The following is a 24,640-nucleotide window of genomic DNA, read 5'->3' as shown; positions in this document are numbered from 1 at the left end:
AAGATGGATGACCAACAGAATCCCCCCTCCCGCCCCACTGCCCGCATCGAACGGGCCCTGGCGGCGGGCTGCATGGCCCTGCTGTGCCTGATCACCTTCGCCAATGTGCTGGTGCGCTACCTGACCAACGCCTCCTTCGCCTTCACCGAGGAGTTTTCCGTTTTCCTGCTGCTGGTTCTGACCCTGCTCGGTTCGGCCGGCGCCTTCGCCGACGGCCGCCACATCCGCATCACCCTGCTGGTGGACAGACTTTCCGCCAACGGACGCCGGCTTTGTTCGGCCCTGGAGTGGCTGGCCAATGTGGCCATGTTCGGCCTCCTGGCCTGGCTGGGTTACGGCATGGCCTACGACGATTTCGAATTCGAGGTCACCTCTCCCGGCCTGGGCCTGCCCCAGTGGTGGTACAGCGCCTGGCTGCCCCTGCTGTCGGCCCTGATCGTGCTGCGCCTGTTCCTATTGCTGTGGCGCCGGCGGGGAGGGCGGGCATGAGCTGGCTGCTCTTTCTTTCCTTCTTCGCCCTGATGCTCCTGGGCGTGCCCCTGGGCACGGCCATGGGCCTGGCGGGCCTGGCGGTGGTGTTCTTCGGCGACCTGGGCCTGATGTCCCTGCCCACCAGCGTCTATACCGGCATCGCCAAATATCCGCTGCTGGCCATTCCGGTCTTCGTGCTGGCCGGGATGATTTTCGAGCGCTCCGGCGTGGCCCTGCGCCTGGTGCGTTTTGCCGTGGCCCTGGTGGGCCAGCGGCGCGGCGGCCTGGCCCTGGCCGCCATTCTGGTGTGCATGGTGCTGGGCGGCATTTCCGGCTCCGGCCCGGCGGATGCGGCGGCGGTGGCCACGGTGATGATTCCCAGCATGGCCCGGGCCGGCTACCCGGCCGCCTTTTCCGCCAGCGTCATTGCTGCGGCCGGCTCCACGGCCATTCTCATCCCGCCTTCCATCGTCTTCATCCTCTACAGCGTCCTGGTGCCCCAGGCCTCGGTGCCGGCCCTCTTCGCCGCCGGCCTGATCCCGGGCCTCCTGGCCGGCCTGGCCCTGATGCTGCCGGCCTGGTGGCTGTCGGTGCGCCACGGCTTCGGCGTCGCCGGCCTGCAGGACGGAGAGGCGCGCCAGTCCTTCTGGTCGGCCCTGAAGGAGGCCAGCTGGGGCCTGCTGGCCCCGGTGATCATTCTCGGCGGCATGCGTTCCGGCGCCTTCACGCCGACGGAAGCGGCGGTTGTGGCGGTGTTCTACGGCCTGTTCGTCGGCCTGGTGATCTACCGCACCCTCAACTGGAAGAACATCTACGAAGTGCTGGTGGAGTCGGCGGAGGTTTCCGCCGTGGTCATGCTCATCATCGCCCTGGCCAGCGTCTTCGCCTGGGCCGGCAGCACCCTGGGCACCTTCGAGGCCCTGGGCGGCTGGCTGGTGGGGCTTTCCGGCAACGAGACGGCCATCCTGCTGGCGGTGACCCTGTTGTTGCTGATCGCCGGCATGTTCCTCGACGCCGTTTCCATCCTCTTCATTTTCATGCCCTTCCTGCTGCCGGTGATCCTGCACTTTGGCTGGGACCCGGTGTGGTTCGGCGTCATCCTCACCATGAACGTGGCCATCGGCCAGTTCACGCCGCCCATGGCCATCAACCTGATGGTCACCAGCCGCATTGCCGGCATCCGCATCGAGGATACGGTGCCCTGGGTGCTGTGGATGGTGGGCGCCATGCTCTCGGCCCTGCTGCTGGTGACCTTTGTTCCCGAACTGGCCACCGGCATTCCCCGATATCTGGGGTATCAATAAGATTCGGCGGAGGGGAGGGCGTATAATCCGCCCCTCCCCGAATTTTCCCCACCTTCTTCCCTTGCCTGGAAAACCATGAGTACCCTTGGCTGGATCATCACCGCCAGCTTCCTCGGCGGCGCCCTCAGCGTCATTGCCGCCGGTCTGGTGACCTTCACCCTGGGGGCAGGCAGCGTCTCCCACCTGATTTCCTACGCCATCGGCGCCCTGCTGGGGGCGGTGTTCCTGGAAATCCTGCCCCATGCCCTGGAACATGGCGATCCCCACACCATGGCGGCCACCATCCTGGGCGGCATCCTGATTTTCTTCGTCCTGGAAAAACTGGTGCTGTGGCGCCACTGCCACGACCATCACTGCGAAGCCCACGACGCCCATCCGCCGGCCCACGACCACGGCCGTTCCGGCCTGCTGATCCTGATCGGCGACACCTTCCACAATTTCGTGGACGGCATCCTCATCGCCGCCGCCTTCCTGGAAGACACCCAGCTGGGCATCGTCACCGCCCTGGCCATCATCGCCCACGAAATTCCCCAGGAGCTGGGTGATTTCCTGGTGCTGCTGCATTCCGGCTATTCCCGGGCCAAGGCCCTGGCCTTCAACCTGCTGTCCAGCCTGGCCACCCTGGTGGGGGCCCTGCTGGCCTACTTCGCCCTGTCGTCCCTGCAGGAGTGGGTGCCGTCCCTGCTCGGCCTGGCTGCTGCCAGCATGCTCTATGTGGCCGTGGCCGACCTCATTCCCGGCCTGCACAAGCGGCCCGAACTCAAGGCCACCCTGCAGCAGGTGTCACTGATCGGCCTGGGCATCCTTTCCATCTGGCTGGCCCGGGAGCTGATCGCCGGCCACGCCTGAGGCGGACGGCTGCCCGGCCAGGGCCTCCTGGCGCTTTGCCTCCTGCAACTCCTGCCAGGCCCGGCGCTGCCGCCTGACCTTGGAGCCGCCCAGATAGAGGATGAGGGCGGTGGGCAGCAGCCCGTAGAAAAAGAAGGTTGCGACTCCCGCCACGATGCTGGCCTCGGTGAGGGCCATCATGAAAATGACGTAGAGCCAGCCAATGGCGATGATGTACATGGGCGCCATTATAGCGGGCCCGGCCATCGCTTCCCGGCCCGCTGCAACCAATCCTTCATCTGTCTGTAAGTCGCCTGTCAGCGCGGGGGCTTAACTTCTCCCGGAAGCCCTCCCGCGATCCTCGCTATCCCCTGGTCATTGACAGGGATCAGGCAGCCAAGCAGAATCAAACGCTCCTTCCCCGTCCTCCGCGCGCCGAGCCATTCCGCGCCCCTCAGGAGTTTCATACAAGATGGTCAGCCAGCCGGAAAACCTCCTTCCTGCGATGCAAAATTTCGTTTCTGCCGGACAGACCCTGGCCCAGAATTTCTTCGCCTTCCTGGCGAAACAACCCGGCATGACGCCGCCGCCCGCCGGCACCCTGCCGCCCCTCAAGCTGCCCAGCCCCGAGGAAATGCAGGCCCTGCACCAGGAATACCTGAAGCAGCATGCCGCCCTGTGGGCCGCCATGCTGGCCAAACGCCAGGGCCAGGAACCCGGCTTCGCCGTCCAGCCGCAGCCGGGCGACCGCCGCTTCAATGCCCCCGAGTGGTCGGAAACGCCGATGTTCGATTACATCCGCCAGGCCTACCTGCTCAATTCCAGCTTCCTGCGCCAGGTGGTCGAAGCGGTGCCGGAGGAGGACGACAAGGCCAAGAACCGCCTGCGCTTCATGGCCCGCCAGTACATCGACGCCCTCTCTCCCGCCAATTTCGCCGCCACCAATCCGGAATTCATCAAGCAGGCCGTGGAAAGCAAGGGCCAGAGCATCACCGCCGGCATCCAGAACCTGATCGCCGACATGGAGAAGGGCCGTATCTCCATGACCGACGAAAGCGTCTTCGAAGTCGGCAAGAACATTGCCACCAGCGCCGGCCAGGTGATCTTTGAAAACGAGCTGATGCAGCTGATCCAGTACGAGCCCCTGACGCCCAAGGTGGCCAAGCGGCCCCTGCTGATCGTGCCGCCCTGCATCAACAAGTTCTACATCCTCGACCTGCAGCCGGAGAATTCCCTGGTCCGCTATGCGGTGGAGCAGGGCAACACGGTGTTCCTCGTTTCCTGGCGCAACCCCAAGGCCGACCTGGAGAAATACACCTGGGAGGACTACCTGGAGAAGGCCGCCATCACCGCCATCGAGGTCGTGCGCAGCGTCTGCAAGGTGGATCAGATCAACGCCCTCGGCTTCTGCGTCGGCGGCACCATCCTCTCCAGCGCCCTGGCGGTGCTGGCCGCCCGCGGCGAGGACCCGGTGGCCAGCCTGACCCTGCTCACCACCCTGCTGGATTTTTCCGACACGGGCGAGATCGGCCTGCTCATCGACGACAACTTCCTCGCCCTGAAGGAAAGCCAGATCGGCCAGGGCGGCCTGCTGTCGGCCAAGGAGCTGTCCTCCACCTTCTCCGCCCTGCGCGCCAACGACCTGGTGTGGAACTACGTCGCCAACAACTACCTGAAGGGCAAGAAGCCGGACGCCTTCGACCTGCTGTACTGGAACTGCGACAGCACCAATCTGCCGGGTCCCTTCGCCTGCTGGTACATGCGCAACCTGTACCAGAACAACAGCCTGCGCATCCCGGGCAAGCTGGAAATGTGCGGCGTGCGCGTGGATCTGGGCCGGGTGGTCATGCCCAGCTACATCCTGGCAGCCCGGGAAGACCACATCGTGCCCTGGCAGACCGCCTACCAATCCACCCGCCTGCTGGGCGGCCCGTCCCGCTTCGTTCTCGGCGCCTCCGGCCATATCGCCGGCGTCGTCAATCCGGCCGCCAAGAACAAGCGCAGTTTCTGGAGCGGCAGCGACCAGAAGCTGGATGCAGATTCCTGGCTGGCCGCCGCCACCGAACACAAGGGCAGCTGGTGGTCCGACTGGAGCGCCTGGCTGCAGCAGTTCGCCGGCGGCGAGGTGGCGGCCCGCAGCAAACTGGGCAATGCCCGCTACAAGCCGCTGGAACCGGCCCCCGGCCGTTACGTCAAGGAAAAGGCCGTCTGAGGCGGCCTGACACCTACATCTGATACAACCGCAAGAAATGCAGCGGGGCGGGGGAGGGGGCTCCCGTCCTGACAACTTTTACCCCATGACTACAAGGAAGGATGAGCTATGAGCAAAGTTGCACTCGTCACCGGCGCCCTGGGCGGCCTGGGTACCGCCATCAGCCAGGCCCTGGCCAAGGAAGGCTACAAGGTCGTTGCCGCCTACCACCCCGAATTCGACAAAAAGGAAGAGTGGCTGGCCGAGCAGGAAGCAGCCGGTTTCAAGGACTTCGTCCTGGTGCCGGGCGACGTTTCCGATTATGAGTCCGCCAAGGCCATGATCGCCGAAGCCGAAGCCAAGGCCGGCCCCATCGACATCCTGGTGAACAACGCCGGCATTACCCGCGACAAGTTCTTCGTCAAGATGGACAAGGGCCAGTGGGATGCGGTCATCAACACCAACCTGAACAGCCTGTTCAACGTCACCCACCACGTCGCCGCCAAGATGGGCGAGCGGGGCTGGGGTCGCATCGTGAACATTTCCTCCGTGAATGGCGTCAAGGGTCAGGCTGGCCAGACCAACTATTCCGCCGCCAAGGCCGGCGTCATCGGCTTCACCAAGGCCCTGGCCCAGGAATTCGCCGCCAAGGGCGTCACCGTGAACGCCATCGCCCCGGGCTACGTGGCCACCAAGATGGTGACCGCCATCCGCGAGGACATCCTCAAGGGCATCATCGACTCCGTGCCCATGAAGCGCCTGGCCAAGCCCGAGGAAATCGGCGCCGCCGTGGTGTACCTGACCTCCGAACTGGCCGGCTTCGTCACCGGTGCCACCCTCAACATCAACGGTGGCCTGTACTACCAGTAATCGTCTGGCCGCAAGGCTGCACCTGGAGCCCCGCCCCGGCGGGGCTTGTTTTTTCTGTATAATCCGCCAGATAGCCGATCCGGGACGCCCGGGTTGAATATAAAAATATCGGCCAGACCTCTTTTTGGCACTCAACGCACCGGAGCCCGCCCCATGACGGAACCAGCCCGCCTCATCAAGAAGTATCCCAACCGCCGACTCTACGACACCAAAACCAGTGCCTACATCACCCTGGCGGATGTGAAGGAACTGGTGCTGCGCTTCGAAGACTTCAAGGTGGTGGATGCCAAGAGCGGCGAGGACCTGACCCGCAGCATCCTGCTGCAGATCATCCTGGAAGAGGAATCCGGCGGCATGCCCCTGTTCTCCTCCGAATTGCTGGCCCAGATCATTCGTTACTACGGCAATGCCATGCAGGGCATGCTGGGCAAGTACCTGGAAACCAACATCAAGGCCTTCGCCGACGTGCAGGCCAAGCTGCAGGAGCAGTCCCGCTCCCTCTACGGCGAAGCCAACCAGGTTCAGGCCCAGACGGACCTGTGGGCCCAGTTCCTGAATTTCCAGGGGCCGGCCATGCAAAGCATGATGTCCGCCTATGTGGACCAGAGCAAAAAGATGTTCCAGCAGATGCAGGACCAACTGCAGAGCCAGACCCGCAACATGTTCACCGGCTTCCAGTTCCCCGGCGCCCAGCCGGACGACCGGAAGGGCGAGTGAATCGATCAAGGAAAGCAAGCTTAAGTGTCATCCGGCAATACTCCCACCCGTAGCCCCCTGCAAACCCCGACTGTCGGCTTCGTCAGTCTGGGTTGCCCCAAAGCCTCTTCCGATGCGGAGCGCATCCTGACCCAGCTGCGGGCAGAAGGCTATGAAATCTCCTCCTCCTACGACGGCGCCGACCTGGTCATCGTCAATACCTGCGGCTTCATCGACGCCGCGGTGGAGGAATCCCTGGACGCCATCGGCGAGGCCCTCACCGAAAACGGCAAGGTCATCGTCACCGGTTGCCTGGGCGCCAAGGGCGACATCGTCCAAAGCACCCACCCGTCCGTGCTGGCCGTCACCGGCCCCCATGCGGCGGAGGAGGTGATGGGCCATGTGCACAGCCACCTGCCCAAGCCCCACGACCCCTTCATGGACCTGGTGCCGGAGGCCGGCATCCGCCTGACGCCCCAGCATTTCGCCTACCTGAAGATTTCCGAAGGCTGCAACCACAGTTGCACCTTCTGCATCATTCCCAGCCTGCGCGGCCCCCTGGTCTCCCGCCCCATCGGCGACGTGCTGCAGGAAGCCAAGGCCCTGGCCGAGGCCGGGGTGAAGGAACTGCTGGTCATTTCCCAGGACACCAGCGCCTACGGCGTGGATCTGAAATACCGCACCGGCTTCGTCGGCGGCCGCCCGGTCAAGACCCGGCTCAAGGAGCTGTGCGAGGCCCTGGCCGAGTTCGGCATCTGGGTGCGCCTGCACTACGTCTATCCCTATCCCAGCGTGGACGACCTGATTCCCCTGATGGCCGAGGGCAAGATTCTGCCTTATCTGGACGTGCCCTTCCAGCACGCCAGCCCGCGCATCCTCAAGGCCATGAAACGCCCGGCCAGCGCCGAGAACAACCTGGAGCGGATCCGTGCCTGGCGCGCCATCTGCCCGGACATCACCATCCGTTCCACCTTCATCGCCGGCTTCCCCGGCGAGACCGAGGCCGAATTCGAGGAACTGCTGCAGTTCCTGGAAGAGGCCCGTCTGGACCGGGTCGGCTGCTTCGCCTACTCCCCGGTGGACGGTGCCACCGCCAACGACCTGCCCGGCGCCCTGCCGGACGAGGTGCGGGAGGAACGCCGCCGCTACGTCATGGAGCTGCAGGAAGACATTTCCGCCGACCTCCTGGCCGCCAAGATCGACAAGGAAATCACGGTCCTGGTGGACGCGGTGGACGAGGAGGGCGCCATCGCCCGCTCCAGCGCCGATGCGCCGGAAATCGACGGCGTCGTCTATCTGGACGGCGTCTTCGACGTGGAGCCGGGCGACTTCGTCAAGGTCCGGGTGGTGGACAGCGACGCCCACGACCTTTACGCCGAGCGGGTGTGAAACCTAGGATCGGGCTCGCCCTCGGCAGCGGCTCCGCCCGGGGCTGGGCCCACATCGGCGTCATCCGCGCCCTGCGGGATGCCGGCATCGAGCCCGACATCATCTGCGGTTCCTCCATCGGCGCCTTCGTCGGCGCCGCCACTGCCTGCGGCGACCTGGACAAGCTGGAACACTGGGTGCGTAGCCTGTCCTGGAAGGAAGTCCTGGGCTTCTTCGACGTGGGCCTCAACGGCGGCCTGATCAAGGGCGAAAAGCTCCTCGATTTCTTCACCCGGCACTTCACCGACCGGGATTTCCACGACCTGCCCCTGCCTTTCGCCTGCGTCGCCACCGACCTGGGCAGCGGCCGGGAAATCTGGCTCAAGGAAGGCAGCGTGGCCCATGCGGTACGGGCCTCCATTGCCCTGCCTGGCCTGTTCGCCCCGATACCCCGGGATGGCGGCTTTCTGGTGGATGGGGGACTGGTCAATCCGGTGCCGGTGTCCCTGTGCCGGGCCATGGGGGCCGATATCGTCATCGCCGTGGACCTGGGCTCCGACATGCTGGGCCGACGCCTGCGCAACCGGGGCGAGACGCCGCCTTCCGTGGACGGCTGGCGCGGCACCCTGAAGCGCTGGCTGGGGGTGGAGGAGGGCGGCAACAGCCCGTCCATGCTCGACGTCATGGCCAGCAGCATCAACATCATGCAGGTGCGCATCGCCCGCAGCCGGCTTGCCGGCGAACCCGCCGACACCCTGATTTCCCCCCGGGTGGCCGATCTGGGCCTGCTGGATTTCCATCGGGCCAACGAGGCCATCGCCGAAGGCCGGGTGGCCACCGAACTGATGCTGCCCATGTTGCGCAGCGTCCTGGAAATGCCGGCATGAACGACCTGCAGCAGCAACTGGCCGCCATCGTCGGCCCGGTCCACGTACTGACCGGAGAGGCCGAGCTGGCGCCCTATCTGACCGACTGGCGCGGCCGCTACCGGGGCCGTGCCCTGGCCCTGGTCAAGCCCGGCTCGACGGACGAGGTCGCCGCAGTGGTGCGGGCCTGCGCCGCCGCCGGCGTGCCCATGGTGCCCCAGGGCGGCAACACCAGCCTGTGCGGGGCCGCCACGCCGGACCAGGGCGGGTGCTCGGTGCTGGTCAATCTCTCCCGTCTCAACCGCATCCGCCAGATCGATGCCGCCAACAATGCCATTACGGTGGAAGCCGGCTGCCTCCTGGCCCAGGTGCAGGAAGCGGCCGCCGCGGCAGGGCGCCTCTTTCCCCTGGCCCTGGCCTCGGAAGGCTCGTGCCAGATCGGCGGCAATCTCTCCACCAATGCGGGCGGGGTCCAGGTGCTGCGCTACGGCAACACCCGGGAACTGACTCTGGGGCTGGAAGTGGTGCTGCCCGACGGGCGCCTGTGGAACGGTCTCACCGCCCTGCGCAAGGACAACACGGGTTACGACCTGAAGGACCTTTTCATCGGTGCCGAAGGCACCCTGGGCATCATCACCGCCGCCGTGCTCAAGCTTTTTCCCCGTCCCCGGGCGGTGGTCACGGCCTGGCTGGCGGTGGCCGACGGGGCCGCCGCCATTGCCCTGCTGGGGCGGGCCCAGGCCCGCTTCGATGCCCGTTTGACGGCCTTCGAGCTGATTTCACGGCAGTCCCTCGATCTGGTGCTGCAGCATATTCCCGGCAGTCGCCAGCCCCTGGCGGCTCCGGCCCCCTGGCAGGTCTTGCTGGAGCTTGCCGACGGCGGCGCATGGGCGGACTTGCAGGCCGACCTGGAAGATTTTATCGGCGGGGAAATGGCGGATGGACGGGTCCAGGACGGAGTGCTGGCCCAGAACGAAACCCAGGCGCGGCAGTTGTGGGCCCTGCGGGAGAATATCTCCGAGGCCCAGAAAATCGAGGGCCTCAGCATCAAGCACGACATCTCGGTGCCCGTCTCCCGCATCCCGGAATTTCTCGACCTGGCTGGCACGGCGCTGGCCGCCGCCTTTCCCGGCGTGCGGGTGGTGGCCTTCGGCCATGCCGGGGACGGCAACCTGCATTACAACCTGTCCAAGGCGCAACGCCAGGACAACGACACCTTCATCGCCGCCACGCCCCAGGCCAACCGCATCGTGCACGACCTGGTGGCCCGCCTGGGCGGTTCCATCTCGGCGGAGCACGGCATCGGCCAGTTGAAGCGGGAGGAGTTGGTGCGTTACAAGGACCCGGTGGGACTGGATTTGATGCGCTGCATCAAGTCCAGTCTGGACCCCCGGGGCCTGATGAATCCGGGAAAAATTCTCTGATTCACTCTGATTCAGCTACGGTAGCCGGCCGCTGGCCGTACCCGCTGCATTTCCACGATAAGCAACCGCACCCTGCTGCGGATGCGCTCCAGGCATAGGCTTATTTCCCGTTGGTCGTGCTGCACCCGGGCAATCTTGTGCCGCAGGTGATGGATGTTGGCCAGGTATTGACGGTCGATGTCGCTGACAACGGCAGAGAGGGGATGGGGTTGCATGGGAGTCCTCCCGGGCTTGGGTGAATCCCATTATGCTGCACCGCACCAGCCACTGGAATCGGCCAAAGGTGCTAAATCCGCCCGGCCTATGCCCAAGATCATATGACTGGGGCACGGGGCAAGACGGGGGACATTGCGTCCCCCGCCAAAGACTCAGTGCAGCGTCGGCGGATTGGCGGAGAACAGCTCGGCCACGGCGGCCGCATCGAAGCGGTATTCCCGGTTGCAGATGTCGTCCCGGATGAGGATTTCGCCGTGCTCCTGCAGGATGGATTCGGCCTCTTCCCGTCCGACGGCCCGCAGCATGCTGCGCACCTTTTCCCAGTCCTCGGGGCAGGAGTAGGTCACGCTCCGGGGCGGATAGAGGCGCAGGGTTTCCTCGGCAAAGACCCGGGACAGCAGCACTTCCGTTTCCAGGCCCAGCAGTTCTTCCGGGCGCAGGGTGGCGGCCAGCTGCTGCAGGCGGTTCCAGCCGTCAGCGTCCTTGTCGTGGGCGCCCGGCAGGGTTTGCAGGAAGAGGCCGGTGACGCCCTGCTCGGAAGCCGCCAGATAGAGGCGGGAGGGCTGCTGTTCGGACTGCTGCAGGTAATGCTCGAAGACCTCGGCGATGGTATTGCCTTCCAGGGGCACGAAGCTCTGGTACGGGTCCTTGGCCTGGGGCAGGTCCAGGGTCAGCATCAGCTGGCCATGGCCCCACAGGCGCTCCAGGGGCAGGTCGCCGGCTGCCAGGCCGTCGGCCCGGGCCATGCCACGGAATTCCAGGTTTTCGTTGCAGTCGATCACCAGCAGAGAAAGGGGGCCGTCGCCCCGCAGCTGGAAGGTCAGCCGGCCCGGCTGCTTCAGCTGGGCCGCAATGATGGTGGTGACGGCGGTCATCTCGCCCAGCAGGCGGGCCACCGCCTCCGGATAGCCGCGGCTGGCCTGCATGGCCTGCCAGGAGGGACCGAGGCGGACGATGGCGCCGCGGATGTCCAGGTCTTCGAAAAGCAGGCGTTGTACGGAATCTTGCATGGGACGGGGAGGCCTTATGACTTGAAGGTTTGGGCGAAGCGTTCCGCATCGAAACCCACGCTGACCTGGTCGCCGTGTTCGATGAGGGGGCGCTTGATCAGGCTCGGATACTCACCCATGAGGGCGATGGCCTTGGTCTCATCCACGTCGGCCCGCTGCGCCTCGCTGAGTTTCTTCCACATCAGGCCCCGGGTGTTGAGCAGGACCTGCCAGCCGGCCTTGCGGCACCACTCGGGCAGCTTGCCTGCCGCCACGCCGGCCTTCTTGTAGTCGATGAATTCGTAGGCGACACCGTTGGCTTCCAGCCAGACGAAGGCCTTCTTCATGGTGTCGCAGTTCTTGATGCCGTATACCTTGAGCATGGCAACTTCCTAATTCAAAACGCCATTTTACCGCTTCAGCTTGGCGAAGGCGGCGGCCATGGCGTTCTGGCCGGCGGGCTGGGCATCTTCCCGCTGGCGGGCCTTGGCGGTCATGGGGGCGCCGGCCGGCTTGCCGCCGCCGGTGCTCTTGCCGAAGGCATCGTCCAGCCGCATGGTGAGGGCGATGCGCTTGCGGGCCATGTCCACTTCCAGCACCTTGACCTTGACGATGTCGCCGGCCTTGACCACCTCGTGGGGGTCCTTGACGAACTTGGTGGACAGGGCGGAAACGTGCACCAGGCCGTCCTGGTGCACGCCGATGTCCACGAAGGCGCCGAAGGCGGCCACGTTGGTGACCACGCCTTCCAAGATCATGCCGGGCTGCAGGTCGCGCATTTCCTCGACACCGTCCTTGAAGACGGCGGTCTTGAACTCGGGGCGGGGATCCCGGCCCGGCTTTTCCAGTTCCTTGAGGATGTCCTGCACCGTCGGCAGGCCGAACTTCTCGTCGGTGTATTTGACGGGCTGCAGGCTCTTCACCAGGCGGGCGTCGCCGATCACTTCCTTGATGCCCTTCTTGATGTCGGCCAGGATGCGCTCCACCACCGGATAGGCTTCCGGGTGCACGGCGGAGGCATCCAGGGGGTTGTCGCTGCTGGGCACCCGCAGGAAGCCGGCGGCCTGCTCGAAGGTCTTGTCGCCCAGGCGGGGCACGTTCTTCAGGGCCAGTCGGTTGGGGAAGGGGCCGTGCTGGTCCCGGTAGGCGACGATGTTGGCCGCCAGGGTCTGGTTGAGGCCGGAAATGCGGGCCAGCAGCGGAATGGAGGCGGTGTTCACATCGACGCCGACGGCGTTCACGCAGTCTTCCACCACCCCGTCCAGGGCCCGGGCCAGCTTGGTCTGGGAGACGTCATGCTGGTACTGGCCGACACCGATGGACTTGGGCTCGATTTTTACCAGTTCGGCCAGGGGGTCCTGCAGGCGGCGGGCGATGGAGACGGCGCCGCGCAGGGAAACGTCCAGTTCCGGGAATTCCCGGGCCGCGAATTCGGAGGCGGAATAGACCGAGGCGCCGGCTTCGGACACCACCACCTTGGCCAGGGCCATGTGGGGCGAGGCGATGCGGATCAGGTCGGCGGCCAGCTTGTCCGTTTCCCGGGAAGCGGTGCCGTTGCCGATGGCGATCAGGTTCACATTGTGTTTCTGGGCCAGCACGGCCAGGGTGTGCAGGGAGCCTTCCCAGTCGCGCCGGGGCTCGTGGGGATAGATGGTGGCGGTGTCCAGCAGCTTGCCGGTCTGGTCCACCACGGCCACCTTGACCCCGGTACGCAGGCCCGGATCCAGGCCCATGGTGGCTTTCTGGCCGGCCGGGGCCGCCAGCAGGAGGTCCTTCAGGTTGCGGCCGAAGACGCGGATGGCTTCTTCCTCGGCCTTTTCCCGCAACACGGTCATCAGTTCGGTTTCCAGGTGCAGGGCCATCTTCACCCGCCAGGCCCAGCGCACCGTGTCGGCCAGCCACTTGTCGGCGGGACGGCCCTGGTCCTTGATGCCGAAGCGCTTGGCGATGCGCAGTTCGCAGGGATTGGGGCCGAGGGGCTTGTTCTCCTCGTCCAGTTCGGAATCGAGCACCAGGGCCAGGGAAATGGCGCCCTCGTTGCGGCCGCGGAAGAGGGCCAGGGCCCGGTGGGAGGGAATGTCGCTGATGGCTTCCGAGTATTCGAAATAGTCGCGGAACTTGGCGCCGGCTTCTTCCTGGCCAGCGATCAGGGTGGACTTGAGGATGCCATGTTCGTCCAGGTAGGTGCGCAGGCTGCCCAGCAGCTCCGCGTCCTCGGCGAACTGCTCCATGAGGATCTGGCGGGCGCCGTCCAGCACGGCCTTGGTGTCGGCAAAACCGGCTTCGGCGTTGAAGTATTTTTCCGCCTCGCTTTCCGGCACCAGGGTCGGATCGGCCAGCAGGGCATCGGCCAGCGGCTGCAGGCCGGCTTCCCGGGCTATCTGGGCCTTGGTGCGGCGCTTCTGCTTGTAGGGCAGGTAGAGGTCTTCCAGGCGCTGCTTGGTGTCCGCCATGTCCACGGCGGCCTTCAGCTCGGGGGTCAGCTTGCCCTGTTCGTCGATGCTGGCGAGGACGGCGGCGCGGCGGTCTTCCAGTTCCCGCAGATAGGTCAGGCGCTCTTCCAGGTTGCGCAGCTGGGTGTCGTCCAGGCCGCCGGTGACTTCCTTCCGGTAGCGGGCGATGAAGGGCACGGTGGCGCCTTCGTCCAGCAGGGCCACGGCGGCCATGACCTGTTGCGGGCGGGCGCCCAGTTCCTCGGCGATGCGATGTTCGATGGGAGGCAGCATGAGACTCGGGGGAAAGGGGAAAAAGAGGGCGAACTATGCACCAAAGCCGCCGCATAAGACAAGGCAGCGGGGCCCGCTCGGGGATATGGCATATAAGTGCCGGCGCAACTGAGGTAAGATGACACCTTTCCCGTTCTGTCGGGCTGAGAATGAATGCTGGCGCGGTTTTTCAGCGACAGCCCCAATTCTTCCTTGTCTGGCGGGACTTGGCGGCTGCCATGCCCCGGAACCCAACGCCGAGACACCCTTTTTGACCAAGCAAAACGGCATTTCCTCGCGACAGTTCGTCTATGTCGTCATCGCCTTGCTGGCCTTGGCGGGCTTTTGCGCCTTGCTGGGTCTGGAACTGAACCATTCCTACGACACGGAAATGGCCTTTGCCCGGCGCAATGTGGAAAACCTAGCGGACAGCCTGGAAGGCCGCACCCGGGGCGCTGTGGAGAAGATCGACCTGGTGCTGCTGGAAGTCCAGTATTCCATGCAGCAGCGCCTGGCCAAGGGCCCCGTTTCGCCCCAGGCCGTCAATGCGGAACTGGCCCGGCTGCTCTCCCGCATTCCCGAGTCCCAGAGCCTGCGGGTGGCCGACGCCACCGGCACCTTCCGCTACGACGCCAGCGGCAAGATATCCAGCCAGAGCATCGGCGACCGGGCCTATTTCCAGCGCAACAAGAACGATCCCAAGGCGGGCCTGGTCTTTTCCGAGCCGATTTTCGCCCGCATCACCCAGAACTGGGTCATCACCCTCAGCCGCAGCCTGCGGGACAAGGACGGGCGCTTCCTCGGCCTGGTCCAGGCCGCCGTCAATGCGGACAGCCTGCAGCAGCACTTCCAGACCCTGAACGTGGGGGAGGGTGGCGTGGTGGCCCTGTACGACGCCGAACTGCGCCTCATCGCCCGCACCCCGCCCCTGCCCAACCGGCTGGGCAAGAGCATCCTCAACACGGAAATCAGCGACAACATCCGCAGCCGGGAGAAGGGGGCCTTCGAGGCCCTCTCGCATCAGGACGGCATTCGCCGCGTGTTCGGCTTTCGGCGCCTGGAAAACCTGCCCTTCGTGGTTTTCGTCGGCCTCTCCCGGGACGAGGTGCTGTCCGAGTGGTATCGCAAGCTCACCTATTACGGCGCCACTGCCGTGGTGCTGGCCCTGGCCCTGCTGGGCCTGATCCTGGTGTGGCAGCGCAGTTACGTGCGGGCGGTGTCCATGGCCCACACCATGACCAATGCCTACGACGAAAGCTCCTCCCGCATCCGGGCCCTGCTGGACAGCATTCCCGACCTGGCCTGGATCAAGGACAACGCCTTCCGCTTCCACGCCGTCAACGAGGCCTACGCCCGCATGTGCGGCAAGCCGGCTGAGGAAATCGTCGGCAAGACCGTGTTCCAGGTCTGGCCCGAAGCCCTGGCGCGGACCTTCCAGAATCACGACGAAGCCGTGCTGGCCAGCGGCAAGCCGGGCCACTTCGAAGTCCTGGTAACCAATGGGGAAGGGCAGCCGCGTACCCTGGACTACATCCGGGTGCCGGTGCACAACGAGGAGGGCGAGGTCGTCGGCATGGCCGGCATCGCCCGGGACATCACGGAGCGCAAGGAAGCCGAAGCCCGCATCCGCCATCTGGCGGAGCACGACGCCCTGACCGACCTGCCCAACCGCAGCCTGCTCAGTTCCCGCATGGCCGATGCCATCAACCGCTCGGTCGGCAGCCAGGCGCCCATGGCCCTGCTGCTCCTGGATCTGGACCATTTCAAGAACATCAACGATTCCCTCGGCCATGAGGTCGGCGACAAGCTGCTCCAACTGGCGGCGGAGCGCCTGCGCCACACCCTGGACGCGGCGGACACCCTGAGCCGTTCCGGCGGCGACGAATTCGCCATCCTCCTCACCGAATGCAGCGGCGCCCCCATGATCGGGCGCATCGCCCAGCGCCTGCTGGAAACCATGGCCCAGCCCTTCAATGTGGACGGGCATGAACTGGTGCTGTCAGCCTCCGTCGGCATCAGCATGTATCCCCACGACGGCACCGATCTCGGCGCCCTGCTGAAGAACGCCGATGCCGCCATGTATTCGGCCAAGGCTGCCGGTCGCAATACCTACCAGTTCTTCACGCCGGAAATGAACGCCCGGGTATTCGAACGCCTGTCCCTGGAAAACAGCCTGCGCAAGGCCCTGCCGCGCCAGGAACTGATGCTCTACTACCAGCCCCAATACCGGGTCGGCGGCGGCGATCCCATCGGTTTCGAGGCCCTCTTGCGCTGGCGCCATCCCGAACTGGGCCTGGTGCCGCCGGCCCGCTTCATTCCCATCGCCGAGGAAACCAACCTGATCCTGCCCATCGGCGAATGGGTCCTGGCCGAGGCCTGCCGGCAGCAGATGGCCTGGCAGAGGGCAGGGCAGCCGGCCACCACGGTGGCAGTGAATCTTTCCCCGGTGCAGTTCCGGCAGCGCAATCTGGTCTCCTTGGTGCAGCGGGTGCTGGCCGAAACGGGCCTGCCGGCCGCCCAGCTGGAGCTGGAAATCACCGAAAGCCTGCTCATGGACGACACCGAACGGGCCGTCGAGGTGCTGCACGAACTGAAGTCCCTGGGCATCCGTCTGTCCCTGGACGATTTCGGCACCGGCTATTCCAGCCTCAGCTACCTGAAGCGTTTCCCCCTGGACAAGATCAAGATCGACCAGTCCTTCGTGCGCGACATGATCAAGGATTCGGGCGACGCCGCCATCATCCAGGCCATCATCGCCATTGCCGCCAAGCTGGAACTGGGCGTCATTGCCGAAGGGGTGGAAAACCAGTCCCAGCTGGACTACCTGGCCCTGCACCAGTGCGGCGAAGTCCAGGGTTATCTGTTCAGCCCGCCGGTACCGGCCGCCGAGGTTTGCCGCTTCTTCAATTCGGCCACCCGGGCCCCGGCGCCAATGGCATAATCGGTCGGAACAACCGTCAATTCAGCCAACCAACAACGATTCCAAGAGGAGCGAGCCCATGCAAGTACAAACCCATCTGTTCGGCACCATCGAAGTGGATCCCGACACCGTCATTTCCTTCCCGGCCGGCCTGACGGGTTTCGAATCCAGCGTGCGCTACAAGCTGGTGCATGAGGCAGCAGAAGGGGAGCCGGTCAGCTTCACCCTGCAGTCGGTGGACAATCCTTCCGTGGCTTTCCAGATCATCGATCCGACCGCCATCGGTTTCCAGTACGAACTGGAACTGTCCGATGCCGAACGCGTCGCCCTCAAGGTCGATCAACCCGAAGACGTAGCCGTGATGCTGCTGCTGTTCAAACAGGAGACGGCCAAGCAACTGGGCGCCAACGTGCGCGCACCGCTGCTGATCAACGTCAAGACCCGGCTCGGTCTGCAGAAGGTGATCGGCAACTGCCGTCCCCGTATCACCGTCAGCAACCTCAGCTCCGCGGTGGGCTGATCCCGAAAGAGGCCTGCGGGCCTCTTTTCTTTCATACATATTATTTTACATAATACAAATTATGCGAGTTTCCGAAACCGGAAAAAAGCCGCCGAGGCGGCCAGTGCTGCGGCGACCTTAGCCGCTTGATCCGGCCCACCACTGGCGGCGAGTCCGCTCCAGTAGAAACCGATACAGCCGCACACCAGGGTGATTACGGCGGCTCTCTTCGCACGCTGCAAGAAATCCCGATAGAAGGCCCGTTTCTTCTCATTCTTTTCCTTCTGCAATTCAAACTCGGCCATCAACTGCGCCGGGTCCATTCCTAGGCTGATTGCCAGCTTCGTGCAGGCGTAGAAGTCGGGCGTCCGTTCGCCTTTTCGGTAAGAACTGATTGCCTGCTCTGAGACTTCCAGCTTGTGCGCCAGGTCGTAGTAGGACCGCGCGCCGGTCGCTTCTTTAGCCTTGTCGATGATCTCTGCCGGGGTCATTTCGGGCGCTCCTATCCCAAAAGTCATATTTACACGCTCCTCACCTGAGGAGTATGTTCCGCCGTGCTACTCGCATGAGGAGTACTCAACGGCGGAATAGTTCCGCCTTTTACCACGATTCCGAAAGGTTGTGTCCATGAAAGTTCAAGCGATCGGTGTGATCCGGATGTCCGGTATTGGCAAGGAGTCGAAGAAGCCCTACGACTTTGCCCAACTGTTTTACCTGCGGCCGATTGAGCCGACAGCCAAGGAAACCTTCCAACTGGCCGGGTATGGCTACGAGGTTGCCAAGCTGGATATGGAGCTTGCTGCCGTTTCCAAGTTTTCGCGGGTGGCGTTCCCGGCCCACCTGGAGCTGGAAACCATCCAGGAACCGGGCCGTAGCGGCATCCGCGTTCTGGTCAGCGGCTTCAAGGCTGAAAAGGCTGCGGCCTGACCATGGACCACAGCGCATATATCGAGTTGTTGGAGCAAGACCGCGACAACATGATGGCGCAGCGGGATAACGCTCGACTTCAACGTGATGAAGTGCTGAAGGCTTTGAAGGTGCTTACCGATTACGCGGAACGTAACGGCTTGCATATTCTTGGCTTTCGCTCCTTTATTTCTGAAGTCGAAAAGGCCCCCGCGTAATGGCCCGCAAGGACAACGGCCTGACTCTGGAACTGCCGGGCATTCCCCGGCGTCCCGGGCGTCCGCCTACCGGCAAGGCCCTGTCCGGCGCCGAGCGCCAACGTCGTTACCGTGCCCGCCAGAAGAAGGCGGCAATTTCCGTCACTCGTAACGGAAATTAAGCATGACTCCCCTCCCCCCCTCCCGCGTCTGCGAAACCTGCTCAAGCTCCCGGATCATCGCATCCGGGCCGAAGGCTGGTTCGCTGGCCTGCTTCGTTTTCGGTGTGCGCAAGCTGGGCGAGTTCTGCCAGTTCTACACCCCCGAAAGCGAGGCTTTCCGTTTTCACGATGCGGAACGGGGCGAGGGGTTTTCGAGTTGCAGTGCTAGTACCACTGCAACTAATTCTCACAGATAAGAAAAATCTCCCATGTTCGATTCTGTGTGCTGCGACTGGTTGAGCTTCCGCCATGAGTACCTGGAGCCGGTAGAACCGCGCAACGGCGGCCTCGTGATGAAGATCGACCCTGACGGGCAAATCGAATGGGAAACTGCGTCGTGGGAGTCAATTCGCTGCCCTTCCAGCGATACTAGCATCCGCGTGAAGTGTGACGGCAAGCGCCTGTACGGTTCCGCCAACATCGGGCGCTTCATGCAACGGGACAACCGCGAAGGGCTGACGGTGATCCAGTGTGTGGAACGCTGGGCCGAAGTCCTCCGGGTCTGCGGCTTTGATTTGACCGGCTTTGGCACCCGTTGGCGGCAAGGCACTCCTGCCGAATGCGGGACCTTCATTACCCGCATTGACCTGGCCGGCAACTTTCACACGGATGACTTTTCAGCCCTTTGCCATGGCGCCATGGTGCGCCGCATTGATCAGAAGCTGCCGATCCTGGGCAAGTACGGCCCCACTTGGGGCTATGACGCCAAGCGTTCGAACTGGTGGCGGGCAAAGATTTACGACAAGACCGCCGAACTGGCGGGGAAGCGGCGAAGTGATGGCGGCGAGACGGAAGGCCGCTTCGAGGTGCAACTAGGTAGCGAATATTTGAAGCGGCACAAGTTAGACCAAGTGAGCGCGTGGAAAGGTGAAGACATGGCACAGATCGTATACGGACGGTTCGCGGACCAAGTATTCCGGGAAGCTCTCCCGGTGACGGAGTGGGATGACCTTCCGCCCAGGCTGCAGCACTGGGCCACTCTGTGGCGTGAAGGCAAGGACCTACGGACCAAAATGAGTACGGCAACTTATTACCGGGTACGCGGCAAGCTGCTGGAGTACGGCATCGACGTTGGCGCCCCCTGCAACGTGGTTGCCCTGGTGCAGCGGACCCGCACCGTGGAAGTGACTCCTATCCGGGCCCTCCGCGAGGTCGCGTAATGCTCCGCCCAGCCCTCTTGGCCGTGGCCCTTTCTGGCCTTCTTTACTGGCTTGTCGTGGCTCCTATTTCTTCCGCCGGCCAACGTACTGGCTACAACCCTGCCGCACTTCTCGAGGTTCGCCGGTAATGGCCCTCTGCGTTGAACTCAATCAAGCCGGCCAGCTTCAGCTGGTCGCTACTCAACCCGCCGACCTGACCGCCTGTTCCCTGGTTGTCATGTCTGGCTCTGAATTCGTCAGTGCCCAGGCTAGTCCCTGGAATCTGACCCCGGAGCAAGGTTCTCAGATCGGGGGCGCAATCCTCGTTCTGTGGGCTCTCGCGTGGGTGTTCCGCATTCTTGCCGGAATGCTCAATTCTTCTCATCAACCCGAAAAGGAGTCTCAACCATGAAAAAGAAGCTCGTTGCTCTGTCCGCTCTCGCCGGTTCCCTGCTGTCCGTCGGTTCCGCTCACGCCGTCGTCGATGTGACCGCCGTTACCACTGAAATTTCCGGCGCTGCTGCTCCCATTGCCGCCATCGGTGGTGCTGTGCTGGTGATCCTGGTCACCGCCGCTGTTTACAAGTGGGTTCGTCGCGCACTGTAACAGCAAGGGGGGGAGGTATGCCGGGAGCGCAACGCGCCCCGGCTGCCTCCCCCCCGCTTCGTTTACTGGAGGTCGGACCATGGGTCTATGGGTATTAATCGCAATTCTGGGGGCCGCATGGATCATCTTCGCGCCCTAATCGTCCTGGTTCTTGTTGTTTTTTCCACCTTTGCCCAGGCCCTGCCTGATCAATGCGGCAATGGTTATTACTGTGTGCTTGAGGGTCGATACACCACTGGTGACGCAGCTAGGGCTGCTTGTGGTCAAAGCGCCTATGACTGGACCCCTTGGGGTACTGCCAAGGGTAAGAAATTCATTTCGTCCATTCCTGGCTATCCGACTTATTCCGGCATGGCTATGTGCGTGGAAGTGTCTAGCTGCCCGGCTGGCGAAATTGCTAATGCCTCTGGCAAATGCGTTCCTCCCCCGCCTAAATGTAAACCCACTCAGAAAGTGGATGCTTCTACAAATAAATGCGTTCCTGAATGTCCTCTTCGTCAGTCGAAAGATGCTTCCGGTGCCTGTGTAGCCGACACCCCCCCCACTGCCGGTTCCATGGTTCCTAGTAATGCCGATAACGGTCGCCCTGGTGAGTTGGGCAGCGACAACAGCGGCGTAACGTCTAATCAGAATTTGCCCGGCGGCACTGGTTGCGTGGGTGGGTGGGAATTCAGCTATGACGGCGCCGTTTGCACTCCGCCCGATGGCACCGGGAATTACAACTGCATCAATTACGGCTCCCGCTATACGGGCAATACCTGCGAGTCCGAAGAAATAACCCCGCCCGCTGGTTCTGCCACTCAATGCCTTTCCCCTGCTGTTCCCAATGGCTCTAGCTGCTCTTGCCCGGCTGGCTACACTGCTGGCTCCATTACGGTGGGGACCTCAACACAAGTCACTTGCGCCCCTTCTACCGGCACAGGTACCGGCACTGGCGGCACAGGTACGGGCACTGGCGGTACCGGCACTGGCACAGGTGGTACGGGTACTGGTGGCACTGGAACCGGAACGGACAACGGCGGGGGCGGTACTGATCCGGGTACGGGAGGTACTGGCACTGGCGGCACTGGTACTGGCACTGGTACGGACCCCGGCACCGGCAGTTACAACTCCGTCGATTGCGGCGTTTCTCCCATCTGTAGCGGCGACGCCGTGCAATGCGGCATTTCCCTTGAAGCGTGGCGCACTCATTGCAAGCTCGGTGAAATCCACCAGAAGGGGGCGTACGACGCCCTAATGGATGGCGCTGTTCCCGGTGGTTCGGCTGCGGACATTGCAGCTGGTAATAAGGCGCTTAATAAGGACGGCCTTCTGGATTGGGACGTTCTCGATAGTTTTCAAAAGCATCGTCAGGCCTATTTCAATTACGCCTCTGCTTGTCCCGGTTTGCAAACCATCCAGGTTTTCTCCCAGTCCATAACGCTGGATTCCGGTGCTGTGTGTGAGTTCGGGCGCTTCATCCGTCTGATTCTCCACCTCTGTGCCTACCTGATCGTGATCCGCATCATTCAAAGGACGATGACGTAATGCCTATTCCCGTCGCTCTCGCCGGTATCGGCGCCTCGTTTGCTGGTGGCCTAGTCGCCGGCCTTGTCCAGTTCTTCGCCACTCGGGCCGGAACCATTCTCGCCGGCCTCGGTTTGACCATCATCGGCGTGAAAAGCTTTGAGGCTTTTCTCGGCTTTGTCGTGTCCGACATTCAGTTGATCGTGTCCAGTTTGCCGTCTGGTGGCGGCGGTAGCGGTTCTAACCTGGGCGCCTTGGCTATTCAGGTCGCCGCGTATGTTGGTCTTTTTGACGCGGTGAACATCATTCTGAGCGGTTACATGGCAGCTGGTTCGCTGCTTGGCATGAAGATTATTTACGGGCGGGTCAAGTGATTACCCTTTTGACCGGTTTGCCTGGTAATGGCAAAACCCTTCGCGCTTTGCAGATCGTTGAGGAACTATGCCGCAAAGACAACCGGCCCCTCTTCGTGATGGGCGTTCCGCTTACTGAGGATTTCCCCTATCCCTGGCAAGCCGTTCCGCCCGTTGTGCAATGGACTGAAAAGCGTCCGTCACCTGAGGACGAATCTGTTCTTGTGCCGTGTTTTACGTTCCCCGTTGGTGCCGTCATTCTGTTGGATGAAGCGCAAAAGGTGTTCCGGCCTCGGTCGTCGTCATCTGCTGTGCCTGACCACGTGGCTGCATTTGAGACTCACCGGCATGAAGGGATAGATTTTTTTCTGATAACGCAGCATCCCATGCTGCTTGATTCCAACATTCGCCGTCTGACGAACCGTCACATTCATATGGTCCGCGTGTTCGGTGCCCAGGCCAGTAACGTGCATGAATGGACCCAGGTTAAAAACGATCCGGAGAACATCCGCGCCAACAGCCAGCAAAAGCCCTGGCTGTTCCCGAAGCATATCTACAAGTGGTACAAAAGCGCCGAGGCTCATACGGTTAAATTCCGCCCTCCGCTTCGCGCCATTTTGCTTATTCTCGGCCCTGTGGCGCTCTTGGTGCTGGTCTGGATTGCGGTGACATGGTTTCAGCGCAAGGCCGATCCGAAGCCTACCCAGGCGCCCGCTGCTGCTTCTTCGCCGTCCGCTGCTGAACCGTCCCCCTCCAAGCCCTCGGATTGGTTCGCTGCCCGTTCTCCCCGCCTTCCTGGCCTGCCGCATACGGCCCCTGCTTACGATCAAGTCACGACTCCGGTAAAGGCCCCGGCTCCGGTGGGTTGTGCCGTCTTCGCTGATTCGTGCCGCTGTTGGTCGGACCAAGGCACTGTTTTGAGCGTTTCTTCTGACTTATGCGCTGGCATTGCCCGTACTGGCTACTTCCGAGATTTTGACGACAGTCCCCACAAAGAGGTCCGCCGATGATTCGCGCCCTGTTCTTGCTCCTGCTCATGCCCCTGGCCTGGGCCGATAACGTGTCATTGCGGTTTGATTCCGTCCGTGTGGATGCCCTGGCTAAATCCATGTTCTCTGAGGTGATCCAGCGGCCCTATGTGATCGAGGATGGCATCGCTAAAAAAACGGTTTCGGTCCAGCTCCAGGATGTGCCGCGTTCGTCCGTGGCCCTGACCCTGGCCCGCGTCCTGGAGGCGTCGGACATTGAAGTGCGCGAGGATTCCGGGATCTATTTCATCGGTCCGCGCCGGTCTGACGAACTGGTGATCTACCGGCCCCGGTATCGTCCCGTTGCGGATCTGCTCGAACTGGTTAGGCAGGCGTTCCCGTCTGCCTCGTTGATGACGGGGCATTCTGTGGGCGTGACGACGGAAACCCAGGATTCTGAGCCCGTCAATGGCGGGGAGGCCGTCAAACCCATCACCCGCCCCCAGGCCACGACGAAGGCCGGCGGCCTGGGTGTCCTGGTGTTGCGTCTGCCCCCGGCCCAGGCCCGCGCCGCCCGGGAGTTGTTCCCCCTGGTGGATACCCCGGCGCAGCAGCTGTACATCCGCGCCGTGGCCTATGACGTTTCCACCGACAAGGCCACCGGCACCAGTGTTGATCTGGCGCTCTCCCTGGTCGGCATCAAGCTCGGGCTGCAACTCTCCGGCGGCGTCCTGGCCAAGTCTGCCCAGGCCGTGACCTTCAAAAATGCCACGGTGGATGCCGTGGCTAAGGTGCTGGATTCAGACTCGCGGTTCCGCACCATGTCCAGGCCCGCCGTGCGTGTCCGCTCAGGCGGCCATGCCCGCTTCTCCGTGGGCCAGGAAGTGCCGACCCTGGGCGGTGTGACAACGAACGTCGGCGGCGCTACCCAGGCCATTGTCTATCGGTCTGCCGGGGTGATTTTCGACGTCACGCCCGAGGTGCGGGATGGTGGTGTTGATCTGGAGATAAAGCAGACCATCAGTAGCTTCCAGACCACTGAGACTTCCCAGCTCAACAGCCCGACGCTGAACAAGCGCGAGCTGGAGACTGCCTTGACGGTTCGGCCCGGTGATGTGGTTGTCCTGGCCGGCCTGGATAGTGAAGAGGAAACCGGCGGCGGCCGTTCCTTCTTCGGCATCCCGCTTGGCCGTTCCCAGGCCGACACCAAGCGTCAAACTCTGCTATTGCTGGAAGTGCAGGCGCTCTAACCTCAAGGGGTCGCGTAGTGGCAACGGAGCATCCCCGGGTTTCCCCAGGCCCGGCCTGCTTTTCAGGCGCCCCCGGCATACCTCCCTCTTGAAACCTGAGTTTTCCGGTCCGTTCCCTCGGTGCACATCTCCCCCCTACCCGGGGTA

Annotated in this window: 27 protein-coding genes; 21 read left to right on the top strand and 6 right to left on the bottom strand. The window is 63.4% G+C overall.

The genetic code is table 11. From position 1 onward, the window contains the following. The first annotated feature begins 3 nt into the window (after window positions 1-3). The 3 genes from ACLSSQ_RS09260 to ACLSSQ_RS09250 all read left to right on the top strand — a co-directional run bounded on the left by ACLSSQ_RS09260 (window position 4) and on the right by ACLSSQ_RS09250 (window position 2,624). The gene (locus tag ACLSSQ_RS09260; RefSeq protein ID WP_014237567.1) at window positions 4-489 is read left to right on the top strand and encodes a TRAP transporter small permease; all 486 of its coding nucleotides are present in this window, start codon (window positions 4-6) and stop codon (window positions 487-489) included. After that, entirely contained in the window at window positions 486-1,775 is a 1,290-nt protein-coding gene (locus tag ACLSSQ_RS09255; RefSeq protein WP_014237568.1) for a TRAP transporter large permease, read from the top strand. The genes ACLSSQ_RS09260 and ACLSSQ_RS09255 overlap by 4 nt, the downstream gene beginning before the upstream one ends. A gap of 75 nt (window positions 1,776-1,850) precedes the next feature. Then, on the top strand, window positions 1,851-2,624 hold the full coding sequence (locus tag ACLSSQ_RS09250; RefSeq protein ID WP_014237569.1) for a ZIP family metal transporter: 774 nt from the start codon (window positions 1,851-1,853) through the stop codon (window positions 2,622-2,624). Here ACLSSQ_RS09250 and ACLSSQ_RS09245 read toward each other — a convergent pair. Then, complete coding sequence (locus tag ACLSSQ_RS09245; protein ID WP_202946033.1) at window positions 2,559-2,852, bottom strand: hypothetical protein; 294 nt, start codon at window positions 2,850-2,852, stop codon at window positions 2,559-2,561. The two genes, ACLSSQ_RS09250 and ACLSSQ_RS09245, sit on opposite strands and share 66 nt — an antisense overlap. A 223-nt stretch (window positions 2,853-3,075) precedes the next feature. Between ACLSSQ_RS09245 and phaC the strand changes: the two genes are divergently transcribed. From phaC to ACLSSQ_RS09215, 6 genes are all read left to right on the top strand, one after another. Beyond that, window positions 3,076-4,815, top strand: a complete 1,740-nt coding sequence (gene phaC, locus ACLSSQ_RS09240) for a class I poly(R)-hydroxyalkanoic acid synthase (RefSeq protein ID WP_014237571.1) — start codon at window positions 3,076-3,078, stop codon at window positions 4,813-4,815. A gap of 108 nt (window positions 4,816-4,923) precedes the next feature. Continuing rightward, complete coding sequence (locus tag ACLSSQ_RS09235; RefSeq protein ID WP_014237572.1) at window positions 4,924-5,664, top strand: beta-ketoacyl-ACP reductase; 741 nt, start codon at window positions 4,924-4,926, stop codon at window positions 5,662-5,664. Between the two features lie 153 nt (window positions 5,665-5,817). Then, window positions 5,818-6,381 carry a polyhydroxyalkanoate synthesis repressor PhaR gene (phaR, locus tag ACLSSQ_RS09230; protein WP_014237573.1) on the top strand — a complete coding sequence of 188 codons (564 nt, stop codon included), beginning with the start codon at window positions 5,818-5,820 and terminating at the stop codon, window positions 6,379-6,381. Between the two features lie 24 nt (window positions 6,382-6,405). Further along, complete coding sequence (gene rimO / locus ACLSSQ_RS09225; protein ID WP_014237574.1) at window positions 6,406-7,749, top strand: 30S ribosomal protein S12 methylthiotransferase RimO; 1,344 nt, start codon at window positions 6,406-6,408, stop codon at window positions 7,747-7,749. After that, window positions 7,746-8,615: a patatin-like phospholipase RssA gene (rssA, locus tag ACLSSQ_RS09220; protein ID WP_014237575.1), complete on the top strand. Its 870-nt coding sequence runs from the start codon at window positions 7,746-7,748 to the stop codon at window positions 8,613-8,615. Before rimO ends, rssA begins: the two co-directional genes overlap by 4 nt. Beyond that, the gene (locus ACLSSQ_RS09215; RefSeq protein ID WP_014237576.1) at window positions 8,612-10,018 is read left to right on the top strand and encodes an FAD-binding oxidoreductase; all 1,407 of its coding nucleotides are present in this window, start codon (window positions 8,612-8,614) and stop codon (window positions 10,016-10,018) included. Before rssA ends, ACLSSQ_RS09215 begins: the two co-directional genes overlap by 4 nt. A gap of 11 nt (window positions 10,019-10,029) precedes the next feature. On the opposite strand, the gene ACLSSQ_RS09210 is transcribed toward ACLSSQ_RS09215, so the two are convergent. The 4 genes from ACLSSQ_RS09210 to ACLSSQ_RS09195 all read right to left on the bottom strand — a co-directional run bounded on the left by ACLSSQ_RS09210 (window position 10,030) and on the right by ACLSSQ_RS09195 (window position 13,949). Then, window positions 10,030-10,233 carry a hypothetical protein gene (locus ACLSSQ_RS09210; RefSeq protein WP_014237577.1) on the bottom strand — a complete coding sequence of 68 codons (204 nt, stop codon included), beginning with the start codon at window positions 10,231-10,233 and terminating at the stop codon, window positions 10,030-10,032. A 153-nt stretch (window positions 10,234-10,386) separates the two neighbouring features. Further along, window positions 10,387-11,244, bottom strand: coding sequence for an Hsp33 family molecular chaperone HslO (locus ACLSSQ_RS09205; RefSeq protein ID WP_014237578.1), 858 nt, complete (start codon window positions 11,242-11,244; stop codon window positions 10,387-10,389). A 14-nt stretch (window positions 11,245-11,258) separates the two neighbouring features. Continuing rightward, window positions 11,259-11,606 carry an arsenate reductase gene (locus tag ACLSSQ_RS09200; protein ID WP_014237579.1) on the bottom strand — a complete coding sequence of 116 codons (348 nt, stop codon included), beginning with the start codon at window positions 11,604-11,606 and terminating at the stop codon, window positions 11,259-11,261. A gap of 27 nt (window positions 11,607-11,633) precedes the next feature. After that, window positions 11,634-13,949 (bottom strand): Tex family protein, encoded by a 2,316-nt coding sequence (locus tag ACLSSQ_RS09195; RefSeq protein WP_014237580.1) that lies wholly within the window; start codon window positions 13,947-13,949, stop codon window positions 11,634-11,636. A 250-nt stretch (window positions 13,950-14,199) separates the two neighbouring features. Here ACLSSQ_RS09195 and ACLSSQ_RS09190 point away from each other — a divergent pair, with 250 nt between their 5' ends. Then, complete coding sequence (locus ACLSSQ_RS09190) at window positions 14,200-16,869, top strand: EAL domain-containing protein (protein ID WP_014237581.1); 2,670 nt, start codon at window positions 14,200-14,202, stop codon at window positions 16,867-16,869. Between the two features lie 58 nt (window positions 16,870-16,927). Beyond that, window positions 16,928-17,368: a flagellar assembly protein FliW gene (gene fliW / locus ACLSSQ_RS09185; protein ID WP_014237582.1), complete on the top strand. Its 441-nt coding sequence runs from the start codon at window positions 16,928-16,930 to the stop codon at window positions 17,366-17,368. A 59-nt stretch (window positions 17,369-17,427) separates the two neighbouring features. Here the strand turns inward: fliW and ACLSSQ_RS09180 are convergent, their stop codons facing one another. Beyond that, a complete protein-coding gene (locus ACLSSQ_RS09180) occupies window positions 17,428-17,838 on the bottom strand; it encodes a helix-turn-helix domain-containing protein (protein WP_416242524.1) in 411 nt (136 codons plus the stop codon). Window positions 17,839-17,974: 136 nt separating this feature from the next. On the opposite strand from ACLSSQ_RS09180, the gene ACLSSQ_RS09175 reads away from it, so the two are divergent. The 10 genes from ACLSSQ_RS09175 (at window position 17,975) to ACLSSQ_RS09130 (ending at window position 24,493) form a co-directional block, all read left to right on the top strand. Then, a complete protein-coding gene (locus ACLSSQ_RS09175; RefSeq protein WP_416242523.1) occupies window positions 17,975-18,274 on the top strand; it encodes a hypothetical protein in 300 nt (99 codons plus the stop codon). Between the two features lie 2 nt (window positions 18,275-18,276). After that, the gene (locus ACLSSQ_RS09170; protein ID WP_416242522.1) at window positions 18,277-18,471 is read left to right on the top strand and encodes a hypothetical protein; all 195 of its coding nucleotides are present in this window, start codon (window positions 18,277-18,279) and stop codon (window positions 18,469-18,471) included. After that, window positions 18,471-18,632 carry a hypothetical protein gene (locus ACLSSQ_RS09165; protein ID WP_416242521.1) on the top strand — a complete coding sequence of 54 codons (162 nt, stop codon included), beginning with the start codon at window positions 18,471-18,473 and terminating at the stop codon, window positions 18,630-18,632. Before ACLSSQ_RS09170 ends, ACLSSQ_RS09165 begins: the two co-directional genes overlap by 1 nt. A 248-nt stretch (window positions 18,633-18,880) precedes the next feature. Further along, window positions 18,881-19,831: a phage/plasmid replication domain-containing protein gene (locus tag ACLSSQ_RS09160; protein ID WP_416242520.1), complete on the top strand. Its 951-nt coding sequence runs from the start codon at window positions 18,881-18,883 to the stop codon at window positions 19,829-19,831. 127 nt (window positions 19,832-19,958) lie between these two features. After that, a complete protein-coding gene (locus ACLSSQ_RS09155; RefSeq protein WP_014237588.1) occupies window positions 19,959-20,222 on the top strand; it encodes a hypothetical protein in 264 nt (87 codons plus the stop codon). Beyond that, window positions 20,219-20,416 carry a major capsid protein gene (locus ACLSSQ_RS09150; protein ID WP_416242519.1) on the top strand — a complete coding sequence of 66 codons (198 nt, stop codon included), beginning with the start codon at window positions 20,219-20,221 and terminating at the stop codon, window positions 20,414-20,416. Before ACLSSQ_RS09155 ends, ACLSSQ_RS09150 begins: the two co-directional genes overlap by 4 nt. Window positions 20,417-20,533: 117 nt before the next feature. Beyond that, window positions 20,534-21,943, top strand: coding sequence for a hypothetical protein (locus tag ACLSSQ_RS09145; RefSeq protein WP_416242518.1), 1,410 nt, complete (start codon window positions 20,534-20,536; stop codon window positions 21,941-21,943). After that, complete coding sequence (locus ACLSSQ_RS09140; protein ID WP_014237591.1) at window positions 21,943-22,296, top strand: DUF2523 family protein; 354 nt, start codon at window positions 21,943-21,945, stop codon at window positions 22,294-22,296. The genes ACLSSQ_RS09145 and ACLSSQ_RS09140 overlap by 1 nt, the downstream gene beginning before the upstream one ends. Continuing rightward, window positions 22,293-23,285: a zonular occludens toxin domain-containing protein gene (locus tag ACLSSQ_RS09135; RefSeq protein WP_416242517.1), complete on the top strand. Its 993-nt coding sequence runs from the start codon at window positions 22,293-22,295 to the stop codon at window positions 23,283-23,285. The genes ACLSSQ_RS09140 and ACLSSQ_RS09135 overlap by 4 nt, the downstream gene beginning before the upstream one ends. Beyond that, complete coding sequence (locus ACLSSQ_RS09130; protein WP_416242516.1) at window positions 23,282-24,493, top strand: type II secretion system protein GspD; 1,212 nt, start codon at window positions 23,282-23,284, stop codon at window positions 24,491-24,493. The genes ACLSSQ_RS09135 and ACLSSQ_RS09130 overlap by 4 nt, the downstream gene beginning before the upstream one ends. The last annotated feature ends 147 nt before the right edge of the window (window positions 24,494-24,640 follow it).

Origin of the sequence: Azospira sp. APE16 (assembly GCF_047901315.1) — a bacterium.
Lineage (GTDB): Bacteria > Pseudomonadota > Gammaproteobacteria > Burkholderiales > Rhodocyclaceae > Azospira > Azospira oryzae.
This window is presented reverse-complemented; position numbering and strand designations above follow the sequence as displayed.